General features: G+C 69.1%; 21 protein-coding genes. 9 read left to right on the top strand and 12 right to left on the bottom strand.

Features of this window, described 5'->3' with window-relative positions:
* Window positions 1-34 precede the first annotated feature (34 nt).
* Window positions 35-3,361 (top strand): bifunctional lysylphosphatidylglycerol synthetase/lysine--tRNA ligase LysX, encoded by a 3,327-nt coding sequence (gene lysX, locus AB0C26_RS35585; protein WP_360257131.1) that lies wholly within the window; start codon window positions 35-37, stop codon window positions 3,359-3,361.
* Window positions 3,362-3,386: 25 nt separating this feature from the next.
* On the opposite strand, the gene AB0C26_RS35590 is transcribed toward lysX, so the two are convergent.
* The 4 genes from AB0C26_RS35590 to AB0C26_RS35605 form a co-directional block, all read right to left on the bottom strand.
* The gene (locus AB0C26_RS35590) at window positions 3,387-3,749 is read right to left on the bottom strand and encodes a cytochrome P450 (RefSeq protein WP_360256686.1); all 363 of its coding nucleotides are present in this window, start codon (window positions 3,747-3,749) and stop codon (window positions 3,387-3,389) included.
* A gap of 25 nt (window positions 3,750-3,774) precedes the next feature.
* The gene (locus AB0C26_RS35595) at window positions 3,775-4,557 is read right to left on the bottom strand and encodes an SDR family oxidoreductase (protein ID WP_360256688.1); all 783 of its coding nucleotides are present in this window, start codon (window positions 4,555-4,557) and stop codon (window positions 3,775-3,777) included.
* Between the two features lie 328 nt (window positions 4,558-4,885).
* Entirely contained in the window at window positions 4,886-5,026 is a 141-nt protein-coding gene (locus AB0C26_RS35600) for a hypothetical protein (protein WP_360256690.1), read from the bottom strand.
* A 107-nt stretch (window positions 5,027-5,133) separates the two neighbouring features.
* Window positions 5,134-5,658: a cupin domain-containing protein gene (locus tag AB0C26_RS35605; protein WP_360256692.1), complete on the bottom strand. Its 525-nt coding sequence runs from the start codon at window positions 5,656-5,658 to the stop codon at window positions 5,134-5,136.
* A 241-nt stretch (window positions 5,659-5,899) separates the two neighbouring features.
* Between AB0C26_RS35605 and AB0C26_RS35610 the strand changes: the two genes are divergently transcribed.
* Entirely contained in the window at window positions 5,900-6,262 is a 363-nt protein-coding gene (locus AB0C26_RS35610; RefSeq protein WP_360256694.1) for a helix-turn-helix domain-containing protein, read from the top strand.
* Between the two features lie 30 nt (window positions 6,263-6,292).
* Here the strand turns inward: AB0C26_RS35610 and AB0C26_RS35615 are convergent, their stop codons facing one another.
* Complete coding sequence (locus tag AB0C26_RS35615; RefSeq protein ID WP_360256696.1) at window positions 6,293-6,916, bottom strand: FAD-dependent oxidoreductase; 624 nt, start codon at window positions 6,914-6,916, stop codon at window positions 6,293-6,295.
* Between the two features lie 417 nt (window positions 6,917-7,333).
* Between AB0C26_RS35615 and AB0C26_RS35620 the strand changes: the two genes are divergently transcribed.
* Complete coding sequence (locus AB0C26_RS35620; RefSeq protein WP_360256699.1) at window positions 7,334-7,690, top strand: hypothetical protein; 357 nt, start codon at window positions 7,334-7,336, stop codon at window positions 7,688-7,690.
* Between the two features lie 467 nt (window positions 7,691-8,157).
* Here AB0C26_RS35620 and AB0C26_RS35625 read toward each other — a convergent pair whose 3' ends face one another.
* The 3 genes from AB0C26_RS35625 to AB0C26_RS35635 all read right to left on the bottom strand — a co-directional run bounded on the left by AB0C26_RS35625 (window position 8,158) and on the right by AB0C26_RS35635 (window position 15,100).
* The gene (locus AB0C26_RS35625) at window positions 8,158-8,703 is read right to left on the bottom strand and encodes a ricin-type beta-trefoil lectin domain protein (protein WP_360256701.1); all 546 of its coding nucleotides are present in this window, start codon (window positions 8,701-8,703) and stop codon (window positions 8,158-8,160) included.
* A gap of 1,162 nt (window positions 8,704-9,865) precedes the next feature.
* Window positions 9,866-12,211 (bottom strand): tetratricopeptide repeat protein, encoded by a 2,346-nt coding sequence (locus tag AB0C26_RS35630; RefSeq protein WP_360256703.1) that lies wholly within the window; start codon window positions 12,209-12,211, stop codon window positions 9,866-9,868.
* 303 nt (window positions 12,212-12,514) lie between these two features.
* Complete coding sequence (locus tag AB0C26_RS35635) at window positions 12,515-15,100, bottom strand: tetratricopeptide repeat protein (RefSeq protein ID WP_360256705.1); 2,586 nt, start codon at window positions 15,098-15,100, stop codon at window positions 12,515-12,517.
* Between the two features lie 226 nt (window positions 15,101-15,326).
* On the opposite strand from AB0C26_RS35635, the gene AB0C26_RS35640 reads away from it, so the two are divergent.
* The 6 genes from AB0C26_RS35640 to AB0C26_RS35665 all read left to right on the top strand — a co-directional run bounded on the left by AB0C26_RS35640 (window position 15,327) and on the right by AB0C26_RS35665 (window position 19,163).
* Window positions 15,327-15,713 (top strand): hypothetical protein, encoded by a 387-nt coding sequence (locus AB0C26_RS35640; RefSeq protein WP_360256708.1) that lies wholly within the window; start codon window positions 15,327-15,329, stop codon window positions 15,711-15,713.
* Window positions 15,714-15,866: 153 nt separating this feature from the next.
* Window positions 15,867-16,373, top strand: a complete 507-nt coding sequence (locus AB0C26_RS35645) for a MarR family transcriptional regulator (RefSeq protein WP_360256710.1) — start codon at window positions 15,867-15,869, stop codon at window positions 16,371-16,373.
* Between the two features lie 10 nt (window positions 16,374-16,383).
* Window positions 16,384-17,202 (top strand): helix-turn-helix transcriptional regulator, encoded by an 819-nt coding sequence (locus AB0C26_RS35650; protein WP_360256713.1) that lies wholly within the window; start codon window positions 16,384-16,386, stop codon window positions 17,200-17,202.
* A gap of 75 nt (window positions 17,203-17,277) precedes the next feature.
* A complete protein-coding gene (locus tag AB0C26_RS35655) occupies window positions 17,278-17,592 on the top strand; it encodes a hypothetical protein (protein WP_360256716.1) in 315 nt (104 codons plus the stop codon).
* 98 nt (window positions 17,593-17,690) lie between these two features.
* Window positions 17,691-18,584 (top strand): NADP-dependent oxidoreductase, encoded by an 894-nt coding sequence (locus AB0C26_RS35660; RefSeq protein ID WP_360256719.1) that lies wholly within the window; start codon window positions 17,691-17,693, stop codon window positions 18,582-18,584.
* A 78-nt stretch (window positions 18,585-18,662) separates the two neighbouring features.
* Window positions 18,663-19,163 carry a cupin domain-containing protein gene (locus tag AB0C26_RS35665; RefSeq protein ID WP_360256721.1) on the top strand — a complete coding sequence of 167 codons (501 nt, stop codon included), beginning with the start codon at window positions 18,663-18,665 and terminating at the stop codon, window positions 19,161-19,163.
* 85 nt (window positions 19,164-19,248) lie between these two features.
* On the opposite strand, the gene AB0C26_RS35670 is transcribed toward AB0C26_RS35665, so the two are convergent.
* The 4 genes from AB0C26_RS35670 to AB0C26_RS35685 form a co-directional block, all read right to left on the bottom strand.
* Entirely contained in the window at window positions 19,249-20,421 is a 1,173-nt protein-coding gene (locus AB0C26_RS35670) for a hypothetical protein (RefSeq protein ID WP_360256723.1), read from the bottom strand.
* A 2-nt stretch (window positions 20,422-20,423) separates the two neighbouring features.
* The gene (locus AB0C26_RS35675; protein WP_360257133.1) at window positions 20,424-20,870 is read right to left on the bottom strand and encodes a sigma-70 family RNA polymerase sigma factor; all 447 of its coding nucleotides are present in this window, start codon (window positions 20,868-20,870) and stop codon (window positions 20,424-20,426) included.
* A gap of 212 nt (window positions 20,871-21,082) precedes the next feature.
* On the bottom strand, window positions 21,083-21,859 hold the full coding sequence (locus AB0C26_RS35680) for a hypothetical protein (protein ID WP_360256725.1): 777 nt from the start codon (window positions 21,857-21,859) through the stop codon (window positions 21,083-21,085).
* Between the two features lie 45 nt (window positions 21,860-21,904).
* Window positions 21,905-22,654, bottom strand: a complete 750-nt coding sequence (locus AB0C26_RS35685) for a cellulose binding domain-containing protein (RefSeq protein ID WP_360256727.1) — start codon at window positions 22,652-22,654, stop codon at window positions 21,905-21,907.
* Window positions 22,655-22,675 lie beyond the last annotated feature (21 nt).

Here is a 22,675-nt window from a genome sequence, read left to right on the forward strand (position 1 = left end):
CATTACTGACAGATGGCTTAGAACGCTGCATAAGGTGATCTTCGTGGCAAGCTCGGACAGCACTCGGCATGGCCGGCACGATTATGTCGCGGCATGGTGGGGCCGGATCGTCACTGTCGCCGGCATATGGGTCCTCCTCAGCTTTCCGCTGCGCATGTTCCACTGGACGTGGTGGGTGGACTACGCGTTCAGCTTGATCAACATGCCGACCGAGCCGAACCTGTTCATCGCCGCCGTCCTGCTGCTCATGGGCAGCGCGCTGCGACGGCGGTTGCGGCCCGCCTACGTGCTCCTGCTCATCTATCAGGTCAGTTCCACCCTGATCAACGCGGTGCTGGCCGCCGTCGGCTTCACGTTCTGGAGCCGGCCGGACGAGGTCGATCTGGGCATGTCCCAGGTCGAGATCGTCCTCAGCGCCGCCGCGACGCCGATCGGCCTGGTGCTGATCGTCCAGTTGTGGCGAGCCCGGGACGCCTTCCCGGCACGGCTGGCGCACGGCTCGCGTCGCACGGCGGGCGCGGTCCTCATCGGCGGTCTCGCCGTGTCCTGGTCCTTCGCGTTCAGTCTGACGCTTCTGTTCCCGGACACGCTGCGTGGCATCGGCGAACGCGTCATCTGGGCGAACCGCTCGGCACTGGGTCTCAACATCGTCGGCAACAACTCAGGACTTCACGGCCACCAAGGACACCACTGGGTGTCCGTGGCCGCATCGACGCTCTCGGCGCTGGTCCTGCTCGCCGCGGTGAGTGTCTTCCTGCGCTCGGCTCGGGCCAAGCAGTACCTCAGCGCCGACGCCGAGGTGCATCTGCGTCAGCTGATCCTGACCGAGGGCGAACGCGACTCCCTCGGCTACTTCGCCACCCGGCGCGACAAGTCGGTGGTCTTCTCCCCCGATGGCCGGGCCGCGGTCACCTACCGCGTCATCACCTCGGTGAGCTTGGCCAGCGGGGACCCGATCGGGCACCCCGGCGCCTGGCGGGCCGCCATCGACGCGTGGCAGGCCGAGGCCCGACGGCACGGCTGGTTCCCGGCGGTCCTGTCCGCCAGCGAGGCCGGCGCTACGGCGTACGTCGAAGCGGGGTTGAAAGCACTGTCCATCGGCGATGAGGCCATCATAGAGGTGGCCGGCTTCACGGTGCTGGGTAAGGCGATGGCCCCGGTCCGCCGGGCGGTCACCCGCGTGCAGAGCGCGGGCTATTCCTGCCAGGTCCGCCGACAAGCCTCGATCGGCACCGGCGAGCTGGAGGAACTGGATCGGCTTGCCGCCGCGTGGCGTGGCGACGAGTCGGAGCGCGGCTTCTCGATGGCGCTGGGCCGGCTCGGCGACCCGGCCGACGAACGATGTGTCGTGGTGACCGCCCACGACCCGCAGGGTCGGATCCGGGGTCTGCTCACCTTCGCACCGTGGGGAATCCGCGGTCTGTCGCTGGACCTCATGCGCGCCGACCGCAAGGCGGAGAACGGCCTCACCGAATTCATGGTCGCCGGCGTCGTACAGGCCTGTCCCGATCTGGGCATCCACCGGATCTCGATGAACTTCGCGATGTTCCGATCCGTCTTCAGCTCGGCCGACAGCGTCGGCGCGGGCCCGGTCACCCGCGTCACCGACGCGGTGCTGTCGGTGGCTTCGCGGTTCTGGCAACTGGAGTCGCTGTATCGGGCAAACGCCAAATACCTTCCGACCTGGGTTCCCCGGTTCCTCTGCTTCGACTCGTCGCTGACGCTCAGCCGTACCGTCCTCGCCGCCGGTCAGGCCGAGGGCTTCCTGCCCGCGATCGCCCCGCCGGCACCGGACCCGAGCACCGAGCTCATCGACGGAGTTCCCTTCGCCGAGGTGGTACGGGCGCAGGAGGAACGGCTGCTGCGCCCGGCGCGCCCGCAACGGTGGCTCAGTCAACAGCAACGGGTCCGGCTGGAAAAGCACGACCGGCTGATCAAGGACGGTGTCGAGCCCTACCCCGTATCGGTCCCCCGGACCAGCACGCTGGCCGAAGTCCGCCTCGCGCACCCCGGCCTGGCGGCAGACACCCGCACCGGGCGGCAGGTGGCTGTCACGGGCCGCGTCCACGCGCTCCGCGACCTGGGCGGAGTCACGTTCGCCACGCTGCGCGAGGGCAATGCCACGCTGCAGGCGATCCTTACCGCCGAAGCCACCGCGGCGCCGCTGCGGCAGCGGTGGCGCCGGACCGTCGACCTCGGCGACCATGTCAGCGTCACCGGCGAAGTCGTCACCTCCCGGCGCGGGGAACTGTCGATCCTGGTCGAGGACTGGACGATGGCCGCCAAGTGCCTGCGCCCGATGCCCGACGCCCACGCCGGCTTCACCGACCCCGAGGCCCGCGTCGCCCAACGCCACCTCGATCTGCTGGTCAACCCCGACGCGATGCAGGTCCTGCGGCACCGCAGTGCCGCGGTCAAGGCGTTGCGTGACGCCTTCGCTCGACGGGGGTACGCCGAGGTCGAGACCCCGATGCTGCAGGCGGTGCACGGCGGCGCGGCGGCACGGCCGTTCCGGACACACATCAACGCGTACGACATGGAGCTCTTCCTGCGGATCGCGCCTGAGCTCTACCTCAAGCGCCTGTGCGTGGCCGGCATGGAGAAAGTGTTCGAGCTCAACCGCAATTTCCGCAACGAGGGGGTCGACGCCACCCACAACCCGGAGTTCACCTCGCTGGAGGCGTACGAGGCGTACGCGGACTACACCACCATGCGGGAGCTGACCCGCGAGCTCATCCTCGAGGTGGCCACCGCCGTACACAGCCGGCCCGTCGCGATGCGCCCGGAGGGCCCGGTCGACCTCACCGCGCCATGGCCAGTGATCACCGTGCACGAGGCCGTAAGCCGGGCCACCGAGACCGCAATCGACTCCGAAACCGCGGTGGAGCGGGTACGTGCCGTCTGTGAGAGCCGGGGCGTGCACGCACCGGCCGACGCGACCGCCGGCGAGCTGGTGGTCGAGCTCTACGACGCACTGGTCGAGAAGCAGACCACCTATCCGACCTTCTACACCGACTTCCCCCTCGAGACGTCCCCGCTCACCCGCACCCACCGCGGCGACCCACGCCTGGCCGAACGATGGGACCTGGTCGCCTTCGGCATGGAACTCGGCACCGCCTATTCCGAGCTGATCGACCCGATCGATCAGCGGGAACGGCTCACCGCACAGTCACTGAAGGCCGCCGCCGGCGACCCCGAGGCGATGCAGATCGACGAGGCCTTCCTGAGCGCCCTGGAATTCGCGATGCCCCCCACCGGAGGCCTCGGCCTGGGCGTCGACCGCATCGTGATGCTCCTGACCGGCACACCGATCCGGGCCACCCTCGCCTTCCCGTTCCACCGGCCGATCCCCGCACCGTAGCAACGGCGATTCGGATCATCCAGGGTCATCTGCAGGGGCGATGATCCCGGGCGCCACGGCCCGGCACACATGTCTCGCTCGGCCGGACGCGTTCCCGGCGCGCCCGAGCGGGGGCGATCTGCAAGCGCGACAACACGGCACGAAGCACAACGGTCGCCTCGACCAGAGAGAAGCCGGCACCGACGCGGCGACGCACGCCGCCCCCGAACGAAAACCATGTGCCCGATGCGGGTCCACCGCCCTCGAGGAAGCGTTCCGGACGGGACTCTCCGGGACTGTCGAAGTGCTGAGAATCCTCGGTCGTGACGCTCAGCAGACGCGAGAGGACATCGGTGCGCGTGCCGAGGTCGGGTGCGTGGCGCCGCTCATGGATCTCCGCGAGAAGCAACTCGACCGGAGTTCCGAGGCGTGTCTCAGATGACGGAGATGGTTCCTCCGTCGATGATGTGCTCGGTACCGACGATGGACGAGGCTCGGTCGGACACCAGGAAGCCCACCAGGTCGGCTACCTCGGCCGGCTGGGCGCCGCGCCCGAGCGGGATCCCGCCGAGCATCGCGATCAGCTGGGCGGTGATCGTCTGCCGGTCGACGCCCTGCTCGGCTGCGCTCTGGTCGAGCCACGACTCCAGGGTCTCGGTCTGGATCATGCCGGGGGCGATGCTGTTGACTCGGACGCCGTGTGGAGCCACTTCGTTGGACAGGCTCTTGCTGTATGCGGTCAGCGCGGCTTTGGCCGCGGCGTAGGGCGCGTTGGACCCGAGTGGCTTCATACGCTGGATCGACGAGATGTGCACGACTGCTCCAGCGCCTTTGGCGATCATGCCGGGGACGAGATAACGGTCGAGGCGGACCGCGCTGAACAAGTTGATGTTCAGATCGTTGATCCAGTCCTGGTCGGTGAACGCAGCGAAGTTTTCCTGCGTGGACTGGGCGCCACCGGCGGCGTGCACCAGAATGTCGACCCCGCCGATGTCGTGGACGCTCTGGGCCACCAGGTCGGTGCCCTCGGCGGTCGACGTGTCGGCGGCGATGAATCGGTCGGCGCCCTCGTGGTCCGGCTTGTTGCGGGCGCAGAGCCAGACGTCGGCGCCCATGTCGCGCAGTCGTGCGACGATCGCTTTTCCGGTGCCCTTCGAGCCGCCGGTCACCAAAGCTCGGCGGCCCTTCAGAGAGTCACGTCCGGATGGTGTCGTCATCATTGTTCTCCCCAGACGGTGACAGAAATGTACGCCGTTCAAATGCCCCAGCGAGTGGGGCGGCAAAATTGTCCGGCGCCACGTCCGTCTACTTAGGACCTTGCTCAGAAATAATTAGAGAACAATCGTGCTCAGAGTGCAAGGTGCGCCTCTTCACACGGTTTACCGATGATCCTTATGAACTCGTTGAACGGCGACCGTAACTGAAACCCCGTCATCAGCCGTGCCGTCGACCTGCTCGATCTGTTCCCGCCTGTGAATGCCGTCCGCGTACAGACGTACAGCTCGACCCCGTCCGGAGTCGAGCTGTACGTGAAGGACCAACGGATCAGGCGGCCAGCTTCTGCGGGAACTGTGAGATCCCCACCTCGGCCCAGTGCTCGATGATGCGCCCGTCGCGGACGACGTCGACGGTGGCTGGAGTCCCGAAGAACTCGCCTTTCTGGGCGCCTCCTCGGCGGCCTGCCACGTCGCACGGGTGAGTTCGTAGCCGGAAGACGGGTGAATGATCAGATCCGGGGAGACATAAGCGTCCCAGGTGTGATTGAGGTCGACGCTTGCGGCAACTTCCGCGAGTTACTGCGCGTCCTCCGGCAGGAGGGTCACGTTGTAGCGAATAAGACTGTCCAGCGCCTTCGCGTACTGTTCCGGTCCCCACTCGGGAGCCTGCTCGCCCTGGCGGGGCTCGTCCCCGATCTCGATGAACGTGCCCTCGTGCCCACCCGGCGTGAACAGGAAGAGCATCTTCGCCGGTTCTTGACCGATGTTCCGGAACCGGTGGCGGTTTCCCCGGGGAATGAAAACGAAGTCACCGGGTCCGGCGACGAAAGTCTCGTCGCCGTTCAGGAACTCGAACTCCCCCGACAGCACGTAGAAGGCCTCGTCCTCGCTGCCGTGCGCGTGAGCCACCGGCCCCACTCCCGGCGGTACGAGGGCTTCAGCGAATCCCAGCGAACCGTTGGTGTCCGCGGCCGTTGCCTTGATGGTGTAGGTGTCGCCGACGACCCACCTGCTGATGCCCTCGCCACGTCGTACGTGGATGCCCCCACGGTTGGTCCATCTCGGGTCACTTTTGTCGGGGACTGGTACCGGAAAACTCATGGGCTCGCCTTCGGTGTTCAGGATGGTGATCAGCGGATGTGAGGAAGGCCGGTGCGTCGAGACGGCTCTCGAGGTTCGTGTACGCGCCAGGCGATGGCGTGGACGGCGTTTCGCGGTCATGGTGGCGGGCAGGCCGTGGGTGGTGGTTTTGGCCAGTTGTCATCAACGGTCTTCGGCTACCCGGCCTTCTGCAAATGCCTGGTTAGCCACTTACAAAAAGTAAGCGCATACAATCAGGGTCATGTCACAGCTTCCGATCAGCTCTCCACCCGAAGCGGCCGCCGCTGAATGCAAGCAGGTCCAGTCGGTGCTCGACACGGTCGGTCGACGCTGGTCAGGCAACATCATGGTGGCGGCCAGTCGCGGCGCCCGGCGGTTCACCGACTTCCGGCGGGCCATCCCGGGCATCTCGGACCGCATGCTCTCGCAACGGCTCAAGGAGCTGGAAAATCTCGGCCTGTTGAGCCGTACTGTGGTGCCCACCACCCCGGTGCAGATCCTGTACGAGCCGACCGCCCGCGGCGTAGAGCTGCTGCAGTTCCTGCAGCCCCTCTTCCAATGGGGCGAGAAGCACCTGTCAGCTCTGCCCCGGAGCGAGTCCTGATTCCTACCGAATCGGAAAAGCGGCGTCGGTCTAGCGCTCGGATGCGTCGAACCGCGCCGAATACTTCTCGACGAGCATCGACGCACCTTTGAGGGAGGTCGTCGCCGCAGAGCCCGTGACGCCGCCGGGCAGCTGACTTGCTCCGCCCTGGGGGCCGAGCGGAACCACGATCACTGTGGGACCGGGATCGTACGTCTGCGGCTTGCCCTCGCCGGTGATTGCGGCGCGAGTGTCGGCGGCGACCACCTCCGCCTGCTGACTCGCGGCGCCGGCGGTATCGCGGTCCGCGTCGCTGATGTCACCCAGCGCGAACACACCGTCGAGCCCCTTGACCTGCAACTGCTCGTCGACCGCGAGATATCCTCGAGCGTCCCGGGCATCGGCCAGCGCGCCGTGCGCATAGTCGGTGGCCGGCCGTACACCGAAGGCACGGAACCAGATATCGGCGGTGACCGTCTCCCCCGCTTCCGTGGTCACCTCGACCGCCGTCAATTCACCGGGCGCGGCTTTCGGCAGGGCCCGTAGCGGGCTGCCCAAAACCAGCCTGATGCCCATCTCGTCGAGCGGTCGCGGTCGCGTGGGGTCGGCGTCGCGGGGCAGCGGCAACAGGTCGGTGATAGCGTCCGCGACGTCGTCGAGCTGATCGCTGCCCATCCGCTGGGGCGGCGCCTCGGTGAGCCAAAGTGAGGCCGTGCGCGATCAAGTTATTGCCTCGGCACGCCACGTACTCGTCACAATCCTCGCCACGACCGTTGCCGTCGCCGGCTCAGGTTCGAGCCGGCGAAGTGGGTTCCGCGGCCGCCTAGCCGGAATTCGGGTGCGGCCCGGCGCCGGCGAGCCGGGAGCCGTGTGGCGGCCGTCCGCCGGGCTCTCGATACCGATCGCCGAACGGCTGCGCCGGAAGGGCGATATCGCGGCCGGGCACTACGTCATCGTGCAGAGCCGTCGTCCAGCCGCCGCTGAACATACACGGCTCGCATACGTCAGATGACATAGGAAGGGCCGGTCGGGCGAAGCCCACCGCTGAAGGAATCGAGGGTGCTTGTGCAGACATCTTTAAAGAAGCTGAGCGTGTACGCGATGACGGGTGTCGCGGTCGGCGGAATCGCGGTGGGACTTGCCGGATCACCCGCCTCTGCAGCGTCTGCCGTCGTCCGATTCTGCCCTAGAGGGACATCGGTCGGGTTCGTGCACATATTGCCGGTGGCTGGGTATGGACACACTCAGAGCCGCGTTCTTTTGAAAGGCAACTGCTGGGCAACCCAGATGGACACCCGCAACCAGGTCGCTCAGATCGACGTAGTCGCCCTGAGGCCGGACGGCGGCGAGCGGTGGATGGGGGCAGTGTATTGGAGCAGCAGCAAAGGAAGTATCAACATCGTGATCGGTGGTACTCCGGAGTTCCCGAATTTCGGTATTGAGCACTGATAGCCGAATGATTCGCCGGTGACGGCTACTGGTTCGGCCGGGTCGCTTCTATCGACGAAAGGTTGATGGCGCTCCGCGGCGCTCTCGGCGAAGCGGACGCTGCCCTGACCCAACCGAGCTGGACACCTCTACCTCCCGGCAGGGGAACGACGTGACCGCATGCGGGATCCCCGCCTCGGCGGGATACGAGGTTGCAGTGTTGAGGCGATGATTGAGGGCGCAATTCCCGATAGGTCGGCACCCCGGTCCTGACTTTGAAGACGTCGAGCCGCAAGTTTCGTCGATACCGGGGCGGCCCGGCGTCTTCAAGCCAGGATTAGCGAGAGCCCTCAAATGCCACCAGACTGATTCGAGTGCTAGGGTGGGGCCGACTATCTCGCTGGCACTCCCAGTACTGCCCTTCGGGAACCGAAATAACATATTTGGAGTGCCGCGCTCCGGACATCGGCTTGAGGATTAAATTGAACTTACCTCAAATACCAGGTCTGGAAGTCGCCCTTATTGCAAGTGGCCACATGAGTCCACCCAGTGGAATCGCTATCCAAGCAGGTCTTCAGCGGGTGAGACATAATGTACGTCGTTGCTGAACCTACTTCCCATTCAAGACTATTGTTGTCTTTTGTGGGGCAAGTGACAGTATAGGCATCTCCGTTGGAATTAGTGGCGAGGCACCTGCCGGTCGCAACATTTTTCAGCCAGACTTGACCCCAATTAACACTACTGTTGAACGGCGGGCGCGTGCGCAACCAGCGCTGATAGTTGCCGCCATTGCAGGCCAGCGTATATACGGTCCCCTGAGAGTTGCTGTCGAGGCAGCGTGAGGTCGCTCGGTTCTTGACCTCGTAACGGGGCTCTTCCCTGGCCGACTCCGAATTGGCAGATGTTGAACTCGCAGATGCCGAAGTCGACGGCACCGCCAACGCGATCATGCCGGCCATTACGGCCGCTGCGGAGGCCAGTAGCCGCGCACCAGTGCCATTACGGATCATTCGTGATCTCCAAATCTCGAGCATCAGACGTCATTACGGTCGACTCTGACCGACAAGAAGGACGCCGAACTTGCGGTCAATACAATCAGGATATTCAGCACTGTCAACCAGTCGCTGTCGTGACGAAGGACGCACGTTCATCATGAACCCTTGCCGGTTCCATACGTGTCTTAGTTGTTCACTACCCTTTAGTGAGCAGCCAGTCTCGGCCCTTCGACAGACACCCCGGCTGCAGTTCCCGGAACGCACAAGAATTCTTCTTAGCTGACGTTATGTGACTTTTCCAGAGCGAGAATCGTCCTTCACGGAAGGCACCTACAAGGTGATGCAGCTGCGCGAGGAACGGCTTGGATTCGAACGGATCCCAAGACGGCGCTCGCCTCGAACTCAGCGACCGGACGTTCCTTCAATCGCGCACAAGGTGGGCTACACGATCGGCCCCGCAGCGGTGTCATATCGCCTGTCGCGCACAGCACGGCGTCGACGTGCTGTGCGGCTAAGAACTCTTAACCACGATCTGCTGAATCGATGTTGATCAGCGCACGACAGGAAGATCCGTCTCGTTCGCGGGGCGTGGCCAGGCCGTGGGGTGTGGACGACCAGTTGTGGGCGTTGATCGAGCCAGTTGTACCGCCGTGGCCGGAGAAAGCGCCGGGCCCGAAGCCGATCCCGGACCGGTCCTGCCCGCAAGGCATCATGTTCGTGCTGCACAGCGGGTCTGCTGGTAAGACCTGCCGCAGGAACTGGGCCTCGGTTCCGTGAGTCGGCCTGTTCGCCGCCGTCGGCACGCTCGCCTACGGCCGCCACCGTTCCCCGTCGGCCGGAGCAAGGTCAGCGCGTAAGACTGGCCGCGCGCCATATTGCCGACCTGCGCCAATCCGTCATCGGACAGCCCACACCCGGCTGCGGACAGACAGTGCCCGGAAAGACGAGCTGATGTCGGCACCCAGCATCCATCAGTTACGGGGACAAGGACACCCGCGTGCGATTCTGCTGCGTAGCAGAGTGCGCTGCAGGAACGCAATCAAGGTCGGTGACACCGGATGCCACGCAGCTGATGATCACTCCTCCGGACAGCGGACCGGTTTCACCGCGACCGCCGGCCGCATGACTTCCGCGCATGCCGGATCGACGAGGTGGGCGACTCAGATCCGAAGGGCACGAAGACTCGGCGCGGCGCCGGCGGTCAGCTTTCGGTGGCGAGCCGGGCCAGCGCGGCGCGGGCGCGCGCCTGCTCCTCCGGCTTGTCGATCTCGGTGGCCAGCGCCAGCGCCTCCTCGTGCCGGGCCACAGCGTCCGACCGTCGGCCCAGGCCGGCCAGGGCCTGCCCGAGTCCGTTGAGCACGCATGTTCGGCCGTAGCGTTCGCCGAGGTCCTGGAAGATCGTGAGGGCCTGTTCGTAGTGCCCCACGGCATCCGCGAACGTGCCGAGCAGGGTGTGGGCGTCACCCAGGTTGTTCAGTGCGGTCGCCTCGCCGCCGCGGTGTTCCAGTTCGCGGAAGATGTGCAGCGCCCGGCCGTTCTGCTCGACCGCCGGCGCGGGGCGGCCCAGCCGGACGTACACGCTGCCGAGATTTGTCAGTGTGTTGGCTTCGCCGACCCGGTCGCCGAGCCGCACGAAGCGGTCCAGCGCCTGCAACTGATACGTCGCGGAGATCTCGCATTGCCCCGTCGTGCTGTGCACCACGCCCAGGTTGCCCAGCGTGCGCGCCTCCCCGCGGGCGTCGCCGAACTGCTGGAACAGAGCCAGCGCCCGGGACAGATGCCCGACCGCCTCGGGGTGCCGGCCCAACTGCCAGCACACCACGCCCAAGTTGGTGAGCGCGGTGGCCTCGGCGATGCCGTCGCCCAGCAGCCGGGCGGCGTGCTGCGCCTCGGTGTGCACGGCGAAGGCGTCGGCCGGGTGCCCGCCGTTGTCCAGGTAGGAGTAGAGCAGTCCGGCCAGCCATACGGCGTGTTGCGGCCAGCCGTCGCGCGCCGCCTGCAGGCACACCGCCACCAGCGTGGCGCGTTCCGCGTCCAGCCAGTGCAGCGCGGCCCTGGGTTCGTTCAGCGGCGGGCCGGCCGACGGCCGCGGGGGCAGCGTCGGGCGGCGGTGCCGCTCCGCCGGATAGAGCGCGTCCATGGCGGCGGCCGCGCCGTGCACGTAGTGGTCGAACAGGCGGGTGAGCGCGTCCCGGCGATCCGTCGGCCGATCCTCGTCGTGCGCGCGCTCCGCCGCGTACGCGCGGACCAGATCGTGCAGCACGTACCGGCCGTCCACCGGTTGCTGCGCGAGGTGGTCGCCGGCGAGCTGGCGCAGGTCCGCCGCGGCGGTGCCCGGGTCGGTGCCGAGCAGCGCGGCGGCGGCGTACACGTCGAGGTCCGGCCCGGGGTGTGCGGCCATGCGGCGCAGCAGTGTCCGCCGGCGTTCGGCAAGGTGCCGGTAGGACACGTGCAGCGCCAGTTCCACGCCGCCGTCGAGCCGGCGGTGCCGGTGCCGCTCGTCCAGCCGGTCGGCGTGGTCGGTGACCGTCCATCCGGGCCGGGCGGCCATCTGGCCGGCCACCACGCTGAGCGCCAGCGGCAGATGCCCGCAGCGCAGGGCGACCCGGCCGTACGCGGCGTCGTCCGCGCCGAGCTCCACCCCGGGCACCGACCGCGCCAGCAGCTGCTCGGCCTCGTGCGCGCTGAACAGCTCGACGTCGAGGTGGACCTTCGGGTTCAGACCGTCGAGCCGGCGGCGCGACGTGATCAGCGTCAGGCCGCCGGGGGCGTCAGCGAGCAGCGGTTGCACCTGGTCCTCGCCGGCCGCGTTGTCGAGGATCACCAGCGCCCGCCGGCCGGCCAGCCGCTCGCGGAACAGCGCGGTCCGGGCGGCGAGACCGTGTGGGATCTTGTGGCCGGAGACGCCGAGCACGCGCAGGAAGCCGTCCAGGACCGCTGCCGGCTCGGCCGGCGGCTGCCCCGCGTCGGGGTGGAATCCGCGCAGGTTGACGAAGAGGATCGGGTCGAAGGCGGCGTCGGCGGCGAGCAGACGGCCGGCATGGATCGCCAGCTGGCTCTTGCCGATCCCGGCCATCCCGGCGAGCACACACACCACCGGGCCGGGCCGGCCGGGGAGCCGGCGCAGGGCCGCCATCTCGGCGTCGCGACCGGTGAAGGTGGCGATGTCGTCCGGGAGCCGGTCGAGCACGCGGACCTGCGCGGCCGCGGCGGTCTCGGCCAGGATGACGCGTAACGCCTGCCGCCAGTGGGCCAGGTAGCCGGTCTCGTCGTGCAGCGCCCGAACCACGGCCAGCATCAGCTCGCCGTTGATCCGGCGCCGCCCGGTCTTGAAGCAGTCCACGACCGTGCCGCGGCGGGCGAGCTCGCCGGCGGGCCGGCCGGCGGCCTGCCAGTGCTCGCCGATCCGTCGTGTGATCGTCTCGTACGAGGGGTCGCCGGCGTACAGCTTGAGCGCCCGTAGACAGCCGACCAGCTCGTCGAGGGTGCGCGCCGATCCGGGATCGGGCAGCTCGGACGCCGGGCCGTCCGCGTCGGCAGCAGTCATGGCACCTCCTGTGAGCGCCGACGATACCAATCGATCCCGGCGCGTATGGAATCGTTTGGATTCCGCCCGGCGTCCCGGCCGATGCGCTGACATCGACACAGCGATTCCCGATCGGCGACCGAGCCCGCCGATGTGCTCGTGACCGGGCGCCGCAGCGCCGCGGCGACCAACTTCCGAAGGGGTGGCGGAGCCTGCGTGGCTGATCAACGGGGGGTCGCGCCGGCTCACCACTCCTGACGCCGGGGCACCGTGCGAGCCGCCGCCATCGACTCGCACGGTGCCCCGCGCGGCCACCCGCACCTGTCACCGATGTCCGGCGCCGCTGTTGTCGAGGGCGGCGAGGTCTGCGCGGAGCTGGTCGGCCTCGGGCAGGTCGAGGTCGGTGTAGAGGGTCAGGGCGTGCTGGTAGTACTCGCGGGCGACGGCGTGATTGCCGAGGACCTGGTGGGCGTGGCCGAGGCCGGTGTGGGCGCGGGCCTGCTGATCGCGGTGGTCGGCGGCGGTGGTGTGGGCGGCGGTGTGGTAGGTGAGGGCGTCGGCGGCGCGGCCCGCGGTGCGGGCGGCTTCGCCGAGGCCGTTGAGCGCCCAGGATTCGCCGCGCCGTTCGCCGGTCTCACGGAAGATGGTCAGAGCCTGCTGATGGTGTTCGATGGCCTGGACGGGCTGGCCGAGGCGGGTGTGGAGGGTGCCGAGGTTGTCCAGCACCCAGGCTTCGCCGGCATGGTTACCGAGTTGCCGGTGCAGGGCCAGGGCCTGCTCGAGGTGGTCGCCGGCCGGACCGTACCGGCCCGACCGTATCTCGACTTCACCGAGGCTGTTCAGCGTGTCGGCTTCGCCGACCCGGTCGCCGGTCTGCCGGCACAGGGTCAGGGCCTGCGCGTAGTGCTCGACGGCCGGCCCGCGGCGGCCAAGCAGCGCGTCGAGGTCGCCGAGGTAGGCCAGCACGCTGGCTTCGCCGGGCCGGTCGCCGGTCTGCCGGTACAGGGTCAGCGCCTGCTCGAGGTGGTCGCCGGCCGGGCCGTACCGGTCCGACCGCATCTCGATGACGCTGAGGTTGTGCAGGGCCCGGGCCTGGCCGGCCGGGTCGCCGACCTGCCGGAACAGGTCCAGGGCGTGGTGGAAGTGGTCGGCGGCCGGCCGGTACCGGCCCAGCCGATAGTCGGCGCCGCCGAGATCGGCCAGGGCGTGGGCCTGTCCGGCCGGGTCGCCGTTGTGGCGGGCGGCGCGGTAGGCATGGCCGTGCATGGTCAGGGCGTCGGTGTGGTGGCCGCCGTCGAGGTATCGGTACAGGGTGCGGGCGAGTCGGGTGGTGTGGGTGGGCCAGCCGTGGTCGGCGGTGTGGGCGGCGACCGCGATCAGTGTGGGCCGTTCGGTGTCCAACCACTGTCGGGCGGTGCCCGGATCGGTCAGGTCCGGAATGGGGGTGGCGACCGGGGGGATCGCGGGCCGGCGGTGGGGGTGCAGAGTGTTCATGGCGGTGGCGCTGGTGGCGAGGTAGTAGTCGAACAGGCGGGTCAGGGCGGCGCGGCGCTCGGGTGGGCGATCCTCGTCGGCGGCCCGGATGGTGGCGTAGACGCGAACCAGGTCGTGGAAGGTGTACCGGCCGGAAGTGCTCTGCTGCATCAGGTGGTCGCGGTGCAAGCGGTGCAGAAGATCTTGGGCGGTGGACAGGTCGGTGTCGGCCAGAGCCGCGGCGGCGTAGGCGTCGATGTCCTGACCGGGATGGAGCGCCGCCAGTCGGAGCAGTCGCCGCTGCGGCGTGGGCTGGTGCTGGTAGGACAGGCCGACGGCGAGTTCGACGCCGGTGTCCAGGCGCCGGTCGTGGTGGCGTTCGTCGAGTCGGTCGGCGTGGTCGGTCAGGGTCCAGCCCGATGTGTTGCGGATATGTCCGGCGACCAGGCTGAGGGCCAGGGGCAGGTGGCCGCAGCGCCGGGCGATCCGTGCCGCGGCGCACGGATCCGCGCCGACGGGAACCTCGGGTACGGCCCGGGCGAGGAAGGCCAGAGCCTCGTCGGGGGTGAACACGTCCACGGTGAGATGGATCGCGGAGCGCAGGTCGGCCAGGCTGCGCCGGCTGGTGACCACGGTGAGGCAGCCCGGCGTGACCGGCAACAGCGGACGGACCTGCTCGGCGGTGGCGGCGTTGTCCAACACCACCAGCGCCCGGATCCCGGCGAGCTGGTGACGGTACGCGGCGACGCGCGCCTCGAGGGTGTGGGGGATCTGCTGGGCGGGCATTCCGAGCAGGCGCAGGAATCCCTCCAGGACGGCGGCCGGGTCGGCCGGCGGCTGCGCCGGATCGAAGCCGCGCAGGTTGACGAACAACACCCGCTCGAACGGCTCCTCCCGCGCCAGCAGGTGTCCGGCGTGCACGGCGAGTTGAGTCTTGCCGACCCCGGCCATCCCCTCGATCGCGGAGATCACCACCGCCTGCCCGGCCCGGGCCGCGCGGCGGAGCCGGTCGAGTTCGCCGGTACGGCCGGTGAATCCGGTCAGGCCCCGCGGCAGGCTGTCCTGGACTCGAACCTGGGACACCGCCTCCATCTCCCCGCCGACGACACGGAGGGCCTGGCGCCACTGCGTGACGTACCCGGCATCGGGGTACAGCGCCTCAACGACCGCGATCACCAAGTCGCTGTCCAGGCGTTGCCGTCCGCGCCGGAAGCAATACGCGACCGTGGACTTGCACACCAGCTCACTGGCCGGCAGGCCGGCAGCGGTCCAGGCCGCGTTGACCCGGTTCACGATCGTCGCGTACGAGGGGTTGCCGGCCCAGACCTTCAATCGGCGCAGCTGCTCGCCAAGATCGCCGAGGCTGCCCGCCCGCGCGGGATCGGGCAGTCCCGCTGACGCGTCCCCCGTGCTCGCCGTTTCCCCCGACACCGGCATCGCCCACTCCCATGATCGGGTTCGATGTCTCAGCGCCATGAGACTAATCGGCTTTACCGAAGACAGTGGTCGTTCATCAGACACTTCACGCCATCTGCCCCATAACGGATCCGCCGGCGCCGCCGCCGAACTCAGCGTCCGAATTCGTCCGAACCACACCAGGCCCAGGGATCGACGCCCGACACTCGACGACAACGCCAAGAAAATCGAGACATAGGAGGGCCCGATGAGTGTTTTGAGGCCGGCACGTCGCTGCGCGGTCGTCATGGTGGTCGCCGCGGGTGCGATGGTCGCGGTGCCCGCCACGTCCGCGCTGGCGAGCGGTTCCGTCTACTGCTCGTGGACAAAAGGCCAGTATGGCTGCAGCCGCAGCGACAAGGTGACACCGAACTACCGGCACCAGATCCTGCTCGCCGCCGCAGCGACCTACCGCGCCTACCCGGTCACCTGCCGAGTCTTCGACGCGGCGAACGGCGTCGAGGTGGGCTCGATCGTCGGAACATCGCCCTATATTCCGGACACCAAGTACATCGGCGGACTGTACGGCGAGTACTTCCTCGCTTGCACCGGCGCCTACCAGAGCGCGGGCTCCGGTTCCATCAACGGAACCTGACCCGTCACCGCCGGTAATGCTGTCGTCCTCGCCGGCGCCGCTCCCAGCGGCGAACGGGGCCCGGCGAGGACGACATCCCTGTGCGAGGTGCCGCGTGGCACGACTGCCGCCGACGATTTGGTCGTTCGAATTCTAAGCAAGTAAACTCGCCCGGTGAGCGACCCGTCCCCTGGCCTGAACTCGGAGCAACTTGGGGCCTATTTCGCGTTGATGGAGGTGAGCAGCCTTCTTCAGTACGCGGTGGACGAGCATCTGCGCGCCGACGGCGACCTCAGCTACGTCCAGTTTCAGATCCTGGCCCGGCTGGTCGACTCCCCCGAGGGCCGGCTGCGGATGACCGACTTGGCCGACGGTGTGGTGTACAGCCGCAGCGGCCTGACCTATCAGGCCGGGCTGCTGGAGAAGCGCGGCCTGGTCACCCGCGCCCCGTCGCCGGACGATGAGCGCAGTGTCATGGTCACAGTCACCGACACCGGCCGGGCTCTCATCGCTCACGTGCTGCCGGGGCACGTGGAACGCGTACGGCAGCTGTTGTTCGACCCGATGAAGGGCCGCGACCTCGCCACCCTGAGCAGCGTGCTGGGCCGGGTGCGTACGCACATGCGGGCCACCCCGCCGCGCTCGGCCAAGCCTCGCGCCGGCCGCAACCGGGCCGAGTAGGAGCGACACGATGGATCGGGCGCTACTGGCTGACTTTCTCCGTGCCCGGCGCACGGCGCTGCGGCCGGAGGACGTCGGGCTTCCCGCGGGCTCCCGGCGGCGGACCGGAGGGCTGCGGCGGGAGGAGGTGGCGGTGCTGGCCGGCATGTCGGCCGACTACTACAGCCGCCTCGAGCAGCAGCGCGGCCCGATGCCGTCCGAGCAGATGCTGGCCGCGCTGGCCCGCGGCCTCAAGCTCAGCCCGAGCGAGCGCGACCACCTGTTCCAGCTCGGCGGGCACTCGGCGCCGCGGCGCGCGCTGCGGGACGAACAGGCCAGCCCGGCCATGCGGCGGATCCTCGAGCGCATGTCGGACACCCCGGCGATCGTGCTCTCCCGGTTCGGCGAGGCGCTGCTGCAGACCCGGCCGGCCATCGCTTTGCTCGGCGACTACACCGGCTACAGCGGCATGGCCCGCTACCTGGTCTACCGCTGGTTCACCGATCCGGCGCAGCGCGCGCTCTTCCCGCCGGAGGACCAGGACATCCGGGGCCGGGTCTTCACCGCGGAGATCCGTGCGGCGTACACGGCCGACCCCACCGGAACGGCCGGCGAGATCGTCGAGGCGCTGCTGTCGGTCAGCCCCGAGTTCGCCGAGGTCTGGCGACGGCACGAGGTGGGCATCGTCCATCACAACGATCTCAAGCGTTACCGGCATCCGGAGCAGGGCGAGCTGTGGCTGCACGCCCGGCGGCTGATCGACCCGGACGAGGGTCAGGAGCTGCTGGTCTATCTGGCCGAGCCCGGTTCGCCGAGCGAGGAGAAGCTCCGGCGCCTGAGCGCCATGTGACGGTTATCCACGGACAAATGATCCGTGGATAACCGTGCCATTCACCTTCTCCCCGGTTCACATCACTCTGGACGAGTGGAACGCAAACGCGTCGGGCCTCTTCTGGCGCACCTCGTCGAGCGGCTGTCGGATCATCCGGCGATCGTGTTATCGAGGTGCGGCGAGGTGCTGCTGCGGACCCGTCCCGCGGTGATCCTGCTGAGCGACCGCTGTTTGGTCGAGGTGGGCGTCACGCCCGGCTCCGGCCTCCGGCGCTACCGGCACGCCCACCTGGGCGAGCTGGAAATGTACCGCCAGATCCTGGTCGATCCCGACGAGCACCAGGTGCTGCTCCTGTTCACCACCGTCCCCGGCTCGGCGAGCGAGGAGAAGCTGCGCCGGCTGATGTAGGCCGCGTCACACCACCGGCCACTTGCTTCGAATTCGAATCGAAGTATGGTCAGAAAGTGCTTCGAACACGAAGCACTCAGCGAGAGAGAAGGCTTCCGATGAAGGTAGTGCGATTCCACGAGTACGGTGACCCGTCCGTCCTGCGTTACGAGGACACCGAGCGCCCCACCCCGGCCGCCGGCCAGGTCCTCATCCGGGTCGCCGGGACGTCGTTCAACGGCGTCGACGGCAACATCCGCGGTGGTTTCATGCGGGGCCCGATTCCGGTGACGCTGCCGCACACGCCCGGCATCGACGTCTCCGGAACGGTCGAAGAGCTGGGCGAGGATGTGACCGCCGTCCAGGCCGGGGACCGGGTGGTCGGCTTCCTGCCGATGACCGATGACGGCGCCGCCGCCGAGTACGTCCTGGCTCCGGCCGACATCCTGGCCCCGGCGCCCGCGAGCATCCCCCTGGCCGACGCGGCCGCGCTGCCCACCGTGGGCCTGACCGCCTGGCAGGCCCTGTTCGACCACGCCAAGCTCACCGCCGGACAGCGGGTGCTGATCAACGGCGCCCGCGGGGCGGTCGGCTCGTACGCCGTCCAGCTGGCCCAGAACGCCGGCGCCGAGGTCGTCGCCGTCAGCGGCCCCCGCAGCCGGGACGGCCTGCGCACCCTCGACGAGGTGACCGAGCCGGTCGACGTGGCACTCAACCTGGCCCCGGTCGAGCCGGACCGGCTGACCGCGCTGGCCGGCCTGATCCGCGACGGCGGCGTCCTGGTCAACACGACGGTCTGGATGCCCGCGCCGTCCGACGAGGCCCGCGGCGTACGCGGCATCGACCTTTTCGTCCGCAGCGACGCCGGCCAGCTCGCACACCTGGTGTCGCTGGTCGACTCCGGCGAACTGCGGGTCGACGTGGCCGAACGGGTGCCGCTGGCCGAATTGGCCACCGTGCACGCCCGCGCCGCCGCCGGTGAGCTGTCCGGCAAGACCGTCATCGTCGCCTGAACCCTCGTCCCGACAATCCCGAGCCGCTCAGTCTCGGTGACTTCCCTGCCGCCCACCGCACCGAACTCGAGGCCTGACATGATTCCCGACGACGACCCGTCCCGCTCGCTCACCGTGGCGAACCCGGACGACCCCGCCATCACCTACATCTCGCTGGTCGGCAACACCTACGCCATGCTGATCACCGGTGAGCAGACCAACGGCCGCTACTGCCTGATCGACATGCGCGTTCCCGACGGCGGCGGCCCGCCGCCGCACCGCCACGACTTCGAAGAGATGTTCACCGTCCTCGACGGCGAAGTCGAGTTCTATTTCCGCGGCGAGAAGCACACCGTCAAGGCTGGGACGACCATCAACATCCCGGCCAACGCCCCGCACAACTTCCGCAACGTCTCCGGCGCCCCGGCCCGCATGCTCTGCATGTGCACCCCCGCCGGCCAGGACGAGTACTTCACCCGGATCGGCGACGTCGTCAGCGGCCCGGACGCACCAGCCCCGCGGCTCTCCCCGGACGAGCTCACCGAGCGCCGCCACCGCGCCGCCGAACTGGCCTCGGCGTACCGCAGCGAGTTCCTGTAGCCAGAAGGGCGTAGGCGGCACGGTGAACTCGGGGTGCGGGCCCGCCGTCCCGGCCCTCACCCCGAGCCGCGTCAATACGCGCTGATCAGCCGCCGCAGCGCCACGTGAGCGGTCCGAGGCTGGTGGTGGCGCCTGTCGCGTCGACGCTGACGAGGGAGCCGACCACGGTGCCGTCGTCGGACAGGTCGCTGGAGAAGCTTCTCGCCTCGCCCTCGACGAGTGGCACGACCTCGGTGGCTCCATCGTCGCGACGCAGGGTGTCGTCGGTGAGCAGCCAGCCCCGGCTGTTGATTGCCTGAGCCGGTGCGTGCACGCCGTCGTAGGTGGTCAGTTCGCCAGTCTTGAGGTTCCAGCGGATCGCCCCGCCGGACGGCCATGCGTTGCCGGTCGCCCAGTCACCGCGCCCGGCGTTGACGGTGGCCTGCTGGCCGCGCGGGGCCGTCAGCTTGCGGCCGTTGCCGGCCTGGTCCCATACGTACGACGTGAGCTGCGAGGCATCCGACGGCAGCTCTCCGACCACGGCGCCGTCCTCGGTGAGCGCCTTGCCGTCCGCGCCGGGCGGCAACGGCAGTCGCGTCGCCCGGCTCGCGCCGGCCTTCCAGAGCATCACCGCGTTCTTGGTGTCCGGCTGCCCGGCCAAGGTTGCGTTGAAGAGGATGTCGCCTTCGGCGTTGATCCGGGCGTCCGGGCCAACCTCCCACGAACCGGCCGGCAGCAGCGCCTGCTGCGGTTCGCCGCCGACGTAGCGCAGGACGGAGTCGAAGCGTTTCCGGTCACCTGCCACCGCGACCACGACGCCGGCCGCGTTGACGGCGGCCGGCTGGACTGCCCGCTGCGGCGCCGGCAGCTCTTGGGCCCGGCCGTCGATCCACAACACCGGACGCGACGGCACCGTTCCGGTTCTCTTGTTCGTAGCGGGATCGACGTCGAACGGGCCGCTGATGGCATAGCCGGCGATGTAGCGGCCGGTGGGATCCACCGTGACGGCCCAGACGTTCGCCGCTCCGGCCGGAACCGGCAGCCGGGTCGCCTCGCAGCTCCCCGCACGCCCCGCGACGCCTGGCGCGGCCCGGTCGAAGCCCGGCAGCTGCGGCACGCCGATCAGCGCCCCGGCCACCAGGGCCGCTGCGCATCCGGCCTGCGCGGTGCGGCGGAGTCGCGTACGGCGACGCCCGGCCCTCACCACAGCCTCGACCGTGAGCCGGGAGGCGGGCGCCTCCAGGCGATGGAAGCGCTCCAGCAGATCCTGTTCGTCCATGATCACCCTCTCACGGGAAAGTGGGCTCGCAGGGCGGCCAGCCCACGCGCGCTCTGGCTCTTGACATTGCCGGCCGAGCAGCCGAGAGCCCGCGCGGTGTCCTCGACCGACAGGTCGTCCAGGAAGCGCAGCACCAATACCGCCCGCTGCCCCTTGGGCAACGACCGCAGGGCGGTGACCAGCTCGTCGCGGTCCTCGACCCGCTCGTCAGCGGCGGCCACCGCGGTGACCGCGGCCGGCACATCGCCCAGCCGCACCCGCGACCACCGGGTCCGGCGATCGTCGAAATAGCGGCGCAGCAGGATGCGGTGCACATACGCGTCGATGTTGTCCGCCGCCGCCGCGCGCTTCCAGTTCACGTAGAGCGCGGTCAGCGTGGCCTGGACGATGTCGTCCGCCCGGTGACCGTCGCCGCAGAGCAGGTACGCCGTGCGGTGCAGCCGCCGCAGCCGCGCGCACGTACTCCACGTAGTCCCGTTCCAGCTCGGGCCGCATCCCGCTCCCCTCGTCGGCCGCCGTCATCCTCTCTGTCGCGGACAAGCCCGCCGCAGGTTGCATCGGGCCGGGGATTACAGGCGACGGGTCGTCGCGGGCCGCGGTGCCACATGATCAGTCCGGCCGGAGCCGAGGCGGGATCGGGCGGCGTCGGCCGTGGGCGCGGTCAGCAGCCGAGCCGCTGGGTGGACAGGGCGATGTCGTCCATCCAGAGGTCGAACTCACCCGGTGTGGTGCCGCTCTGGTAGAGCTGCCAGCCGATCTTGACGGTGTCCACGGCCGGGAGGATGAACGGTACGTCGTTGCCGCCGTGCTCGGTGGTGGAGGCGGTCAGCTCCGGGCGCGCCCGGCCGTCGATCCACACGGCGACGCGGTTGTCCGCCGGGTCCAGCACCCATTCGAAGCACTGCCAGGTGTCCTCGACGACCGGTGCCGATTCCCGCCAGTTCGTCCAGTCGCCGGTCGGACCGCCGTCGGCGCCCACGCCCCAGAAGACGCCGGGGGCGGTGGGCGCGTACTGGCCGCCGATCGGCCTGACGATCTCCGTGCTGCCGGCGCCGGTCGCCTCGACGAGCGTGAAGTGCGCCCAGTCCGGGGCGGTCGGGAAGGCGTCGACGCGCAGCCGCATCCGCCCGTAGAAGCGGTTGCCCGGCGCGGTGAAGTCGTCGACGCGCAGGAACGCGCGTCCGTTGTCGACGGTGTGGAGGTGCAGCACCTGATTGTGCCGGCCGGCCCGCTCGATGGTGAGCGTACCGTGGCGGGTGTCGACACCCCAGTTCAGCGTGCTCGCCCCGCCAGGCGGCAGTCGTTCGAAGTCCTCGCAGAACAGCGGCGCGCGTGTGCAGCCGCCGCGGTGGGCGGGGCCGGCCGCGTCCGCCGGAACGCTGCCCGCCACCGCGCCGAGGATCAGGGCGGTGGCGGTAGCGGCGATGACCTTGCGCATTGGTCTCCTCCGTCTCGAATTCGGAAGCGCTCCCAGCGCCACGATTCAGCGCGTACAGGCCGGGTCGAGGCCGACGGGTGGCGCGGTGGCCGCCACGAGCATGCCGAAGGTCGTCGATGCGCCCGGGGCCAGCGTGCCGTTGTAGGAGGCGTTGCCGATCGTGACGCCGTCACCGGCGTCCGCCGCCACCCCGTTCCATAGCGACACGATCCGCTCGTCACCGGGCCACCGCCACGAGACGTGCCACGTGCCGAGCGTCTCGGCGCCGGCGTTGCGCACGGTGACCCGCGCCACGAAGCCGCCGCCCCACGCGCTGTCGATCGCGACTGTGGCGGCGCAGGGTTGCTCCGCCGCGGTCCGCCCGGACCCGGTCCAGTACGGATCGTGCTGGCCGCTGGCGCTGAACCGATACCAGTACGCGGTGTCGGGTGTCAGCCCGTCGATCGTCACCTTCCCGCTGCGCTCCGGCCCGGACACCGCCTCGGCCACCGGGTTCAGCCACTGCCGGGCATCCTCGGAGCTGGCGAAGAGCGTCACGGTGACCGGCGGGTCGTAGCCGCAGGGCGGCCTCTGGAAGATCGAGTAGCTGATCGTCAGGCTCGTGGTGGTCACCCCGGTCACCGCGCCGGTGAGCGGTATCGCCGGCGGGCAGGTCACCGTCGGCCCGGGCGTGGCCGCGAGCAGCGCGCCGCCCGTCGCCGGTGAGCCGGCGGCCGAGGCGCCGGCCGCCCCGGCGACCACGATCGTCAGGGCGAGGGCCGCCCCGCCGGCCATGGCGCTCAATCTGTACCGCATCCTTACCTCCCGTGTCCGATC

The sequence above is a fragment of the Actinoplanes sp. NPDC048796 genome (genome assembly GCF_040650035.1).
In the GTDB taxonomy this organism is placed as follows: domain Bacteria; phylum Actinomycetota; class Actinomycetes; order Mycobacteriales; family Micromonosporaceae; genus Actinoplanes.

What these genes read in the sequence shown, in the direction of transcription:
- AB0C26_RS35595 (WP_360256688.1), bottom strand. Translation starts at nt 4,557, where the DNA reads ATGACGACACCATCCGGACGTGACTCTCTGAAGGGCCGCCGAGCTTTG.
- AB0C26_RS35605 (WP_360256692.1), bottom strand. Translation starts at nt 5,658, where the DNA reads ATGAGTTTTCCGGTACCAGTCCCCGACAAAAGTGACCCGAGATGGACC.
- AB0C26_RS35610 (WP_360256694.1), top strand. Translation starts at nt 5,900, where the DNA reads ATGTCACAGCTTCCGATCAGCTCTCCACCCGAAGCGGCCGCCGCTGAA.
- AB0C26_RS35615 (WP_360256696.1), bottom strand. Translation starts at nt 6,916, where the DNA reads ATGGGCAGCGATCAGCTCGACGACGTCGCGGACGCTATCACCGACCTG.
- AB0C26_RS35625 (WP_360256701.1), bottom strand. Translation starts at nt 8,703, where the DNA reads ATGCTCGAGATTTGGAGATCACGAATGATCCGTAATGGCACTGGTGCG.
- AB0C26_RS35630 (WP_360256703.1), bottom strand. Translation starts at nt 12,211, where the DNA reads ATGACTGCTGCCGACGCGGACGGCCCGGCGTCCGAGCTGCCCGATCCC.
- AB0C26_RS35635 (WP_360256705.1), bottom strand. Translation starts at nt 15,100, where the DNA reads ATGCCGGTGTCGGGGGAAACGGCGAGCACGGGGGACGCGTCAGCGGGA.
- AB0C26_RS35640 (WP_360256708.1), top strand. Translation starts at nt 15,327, where the DNA reads ATGAGTGTTTTGAGGCCGGCACGTCGCTGCGCGGTCGTCATGGTGGTC.
- AB0C26_RS35650 (WP_360256713.1), top strand. Translation starts at nt 16,384, where the DNA reads ATGGATCGGGCGCTACTGGCTGACTTTCTCCGTGCCCGGCGCACGGCG.
- AB0C26_RS35660 (WP_360256719.1), top strand. Translation starts at nt 17,691, where the DNA reads ATGAAGGTAGTGCGATTCCACGAGTACGGTGACCCGTCCGTCCTGCGT.
- AB0C26_RS35665 (WP_360256721.1), top strand. Translation starts at nt 18,663, where the DNA reads ATGATTCCCGACGACGACCCGTCCCGCTCGCTCACCGTGGCGAACCCG.
- AB0C26_RS35670 (WP_360256723.1), bottom strand. Translation starts at nt 20,421, where the DNA reads ATGGACGAACAGGATCTGCTGGAGCGCTTCCATCGCCTGGAGGCGCCC.
- AB0C26_RS35680 (WP_360256725.1), bottom strand. Translation starts at nt 21,859, where the DNA reads ATGCGCAAGGTCATCGCCGCTACCGCCACCGCCCTGATCCTCGGCGCG.
- AB0C26_RS35685 (WP_360256727.1), bottom strand. Translation starts at nt 22,654, where the DNA reads ATGCGGTACAGATTGAGCGCCATGGCCGGCGGGGCGGCCCTCGCCCTG.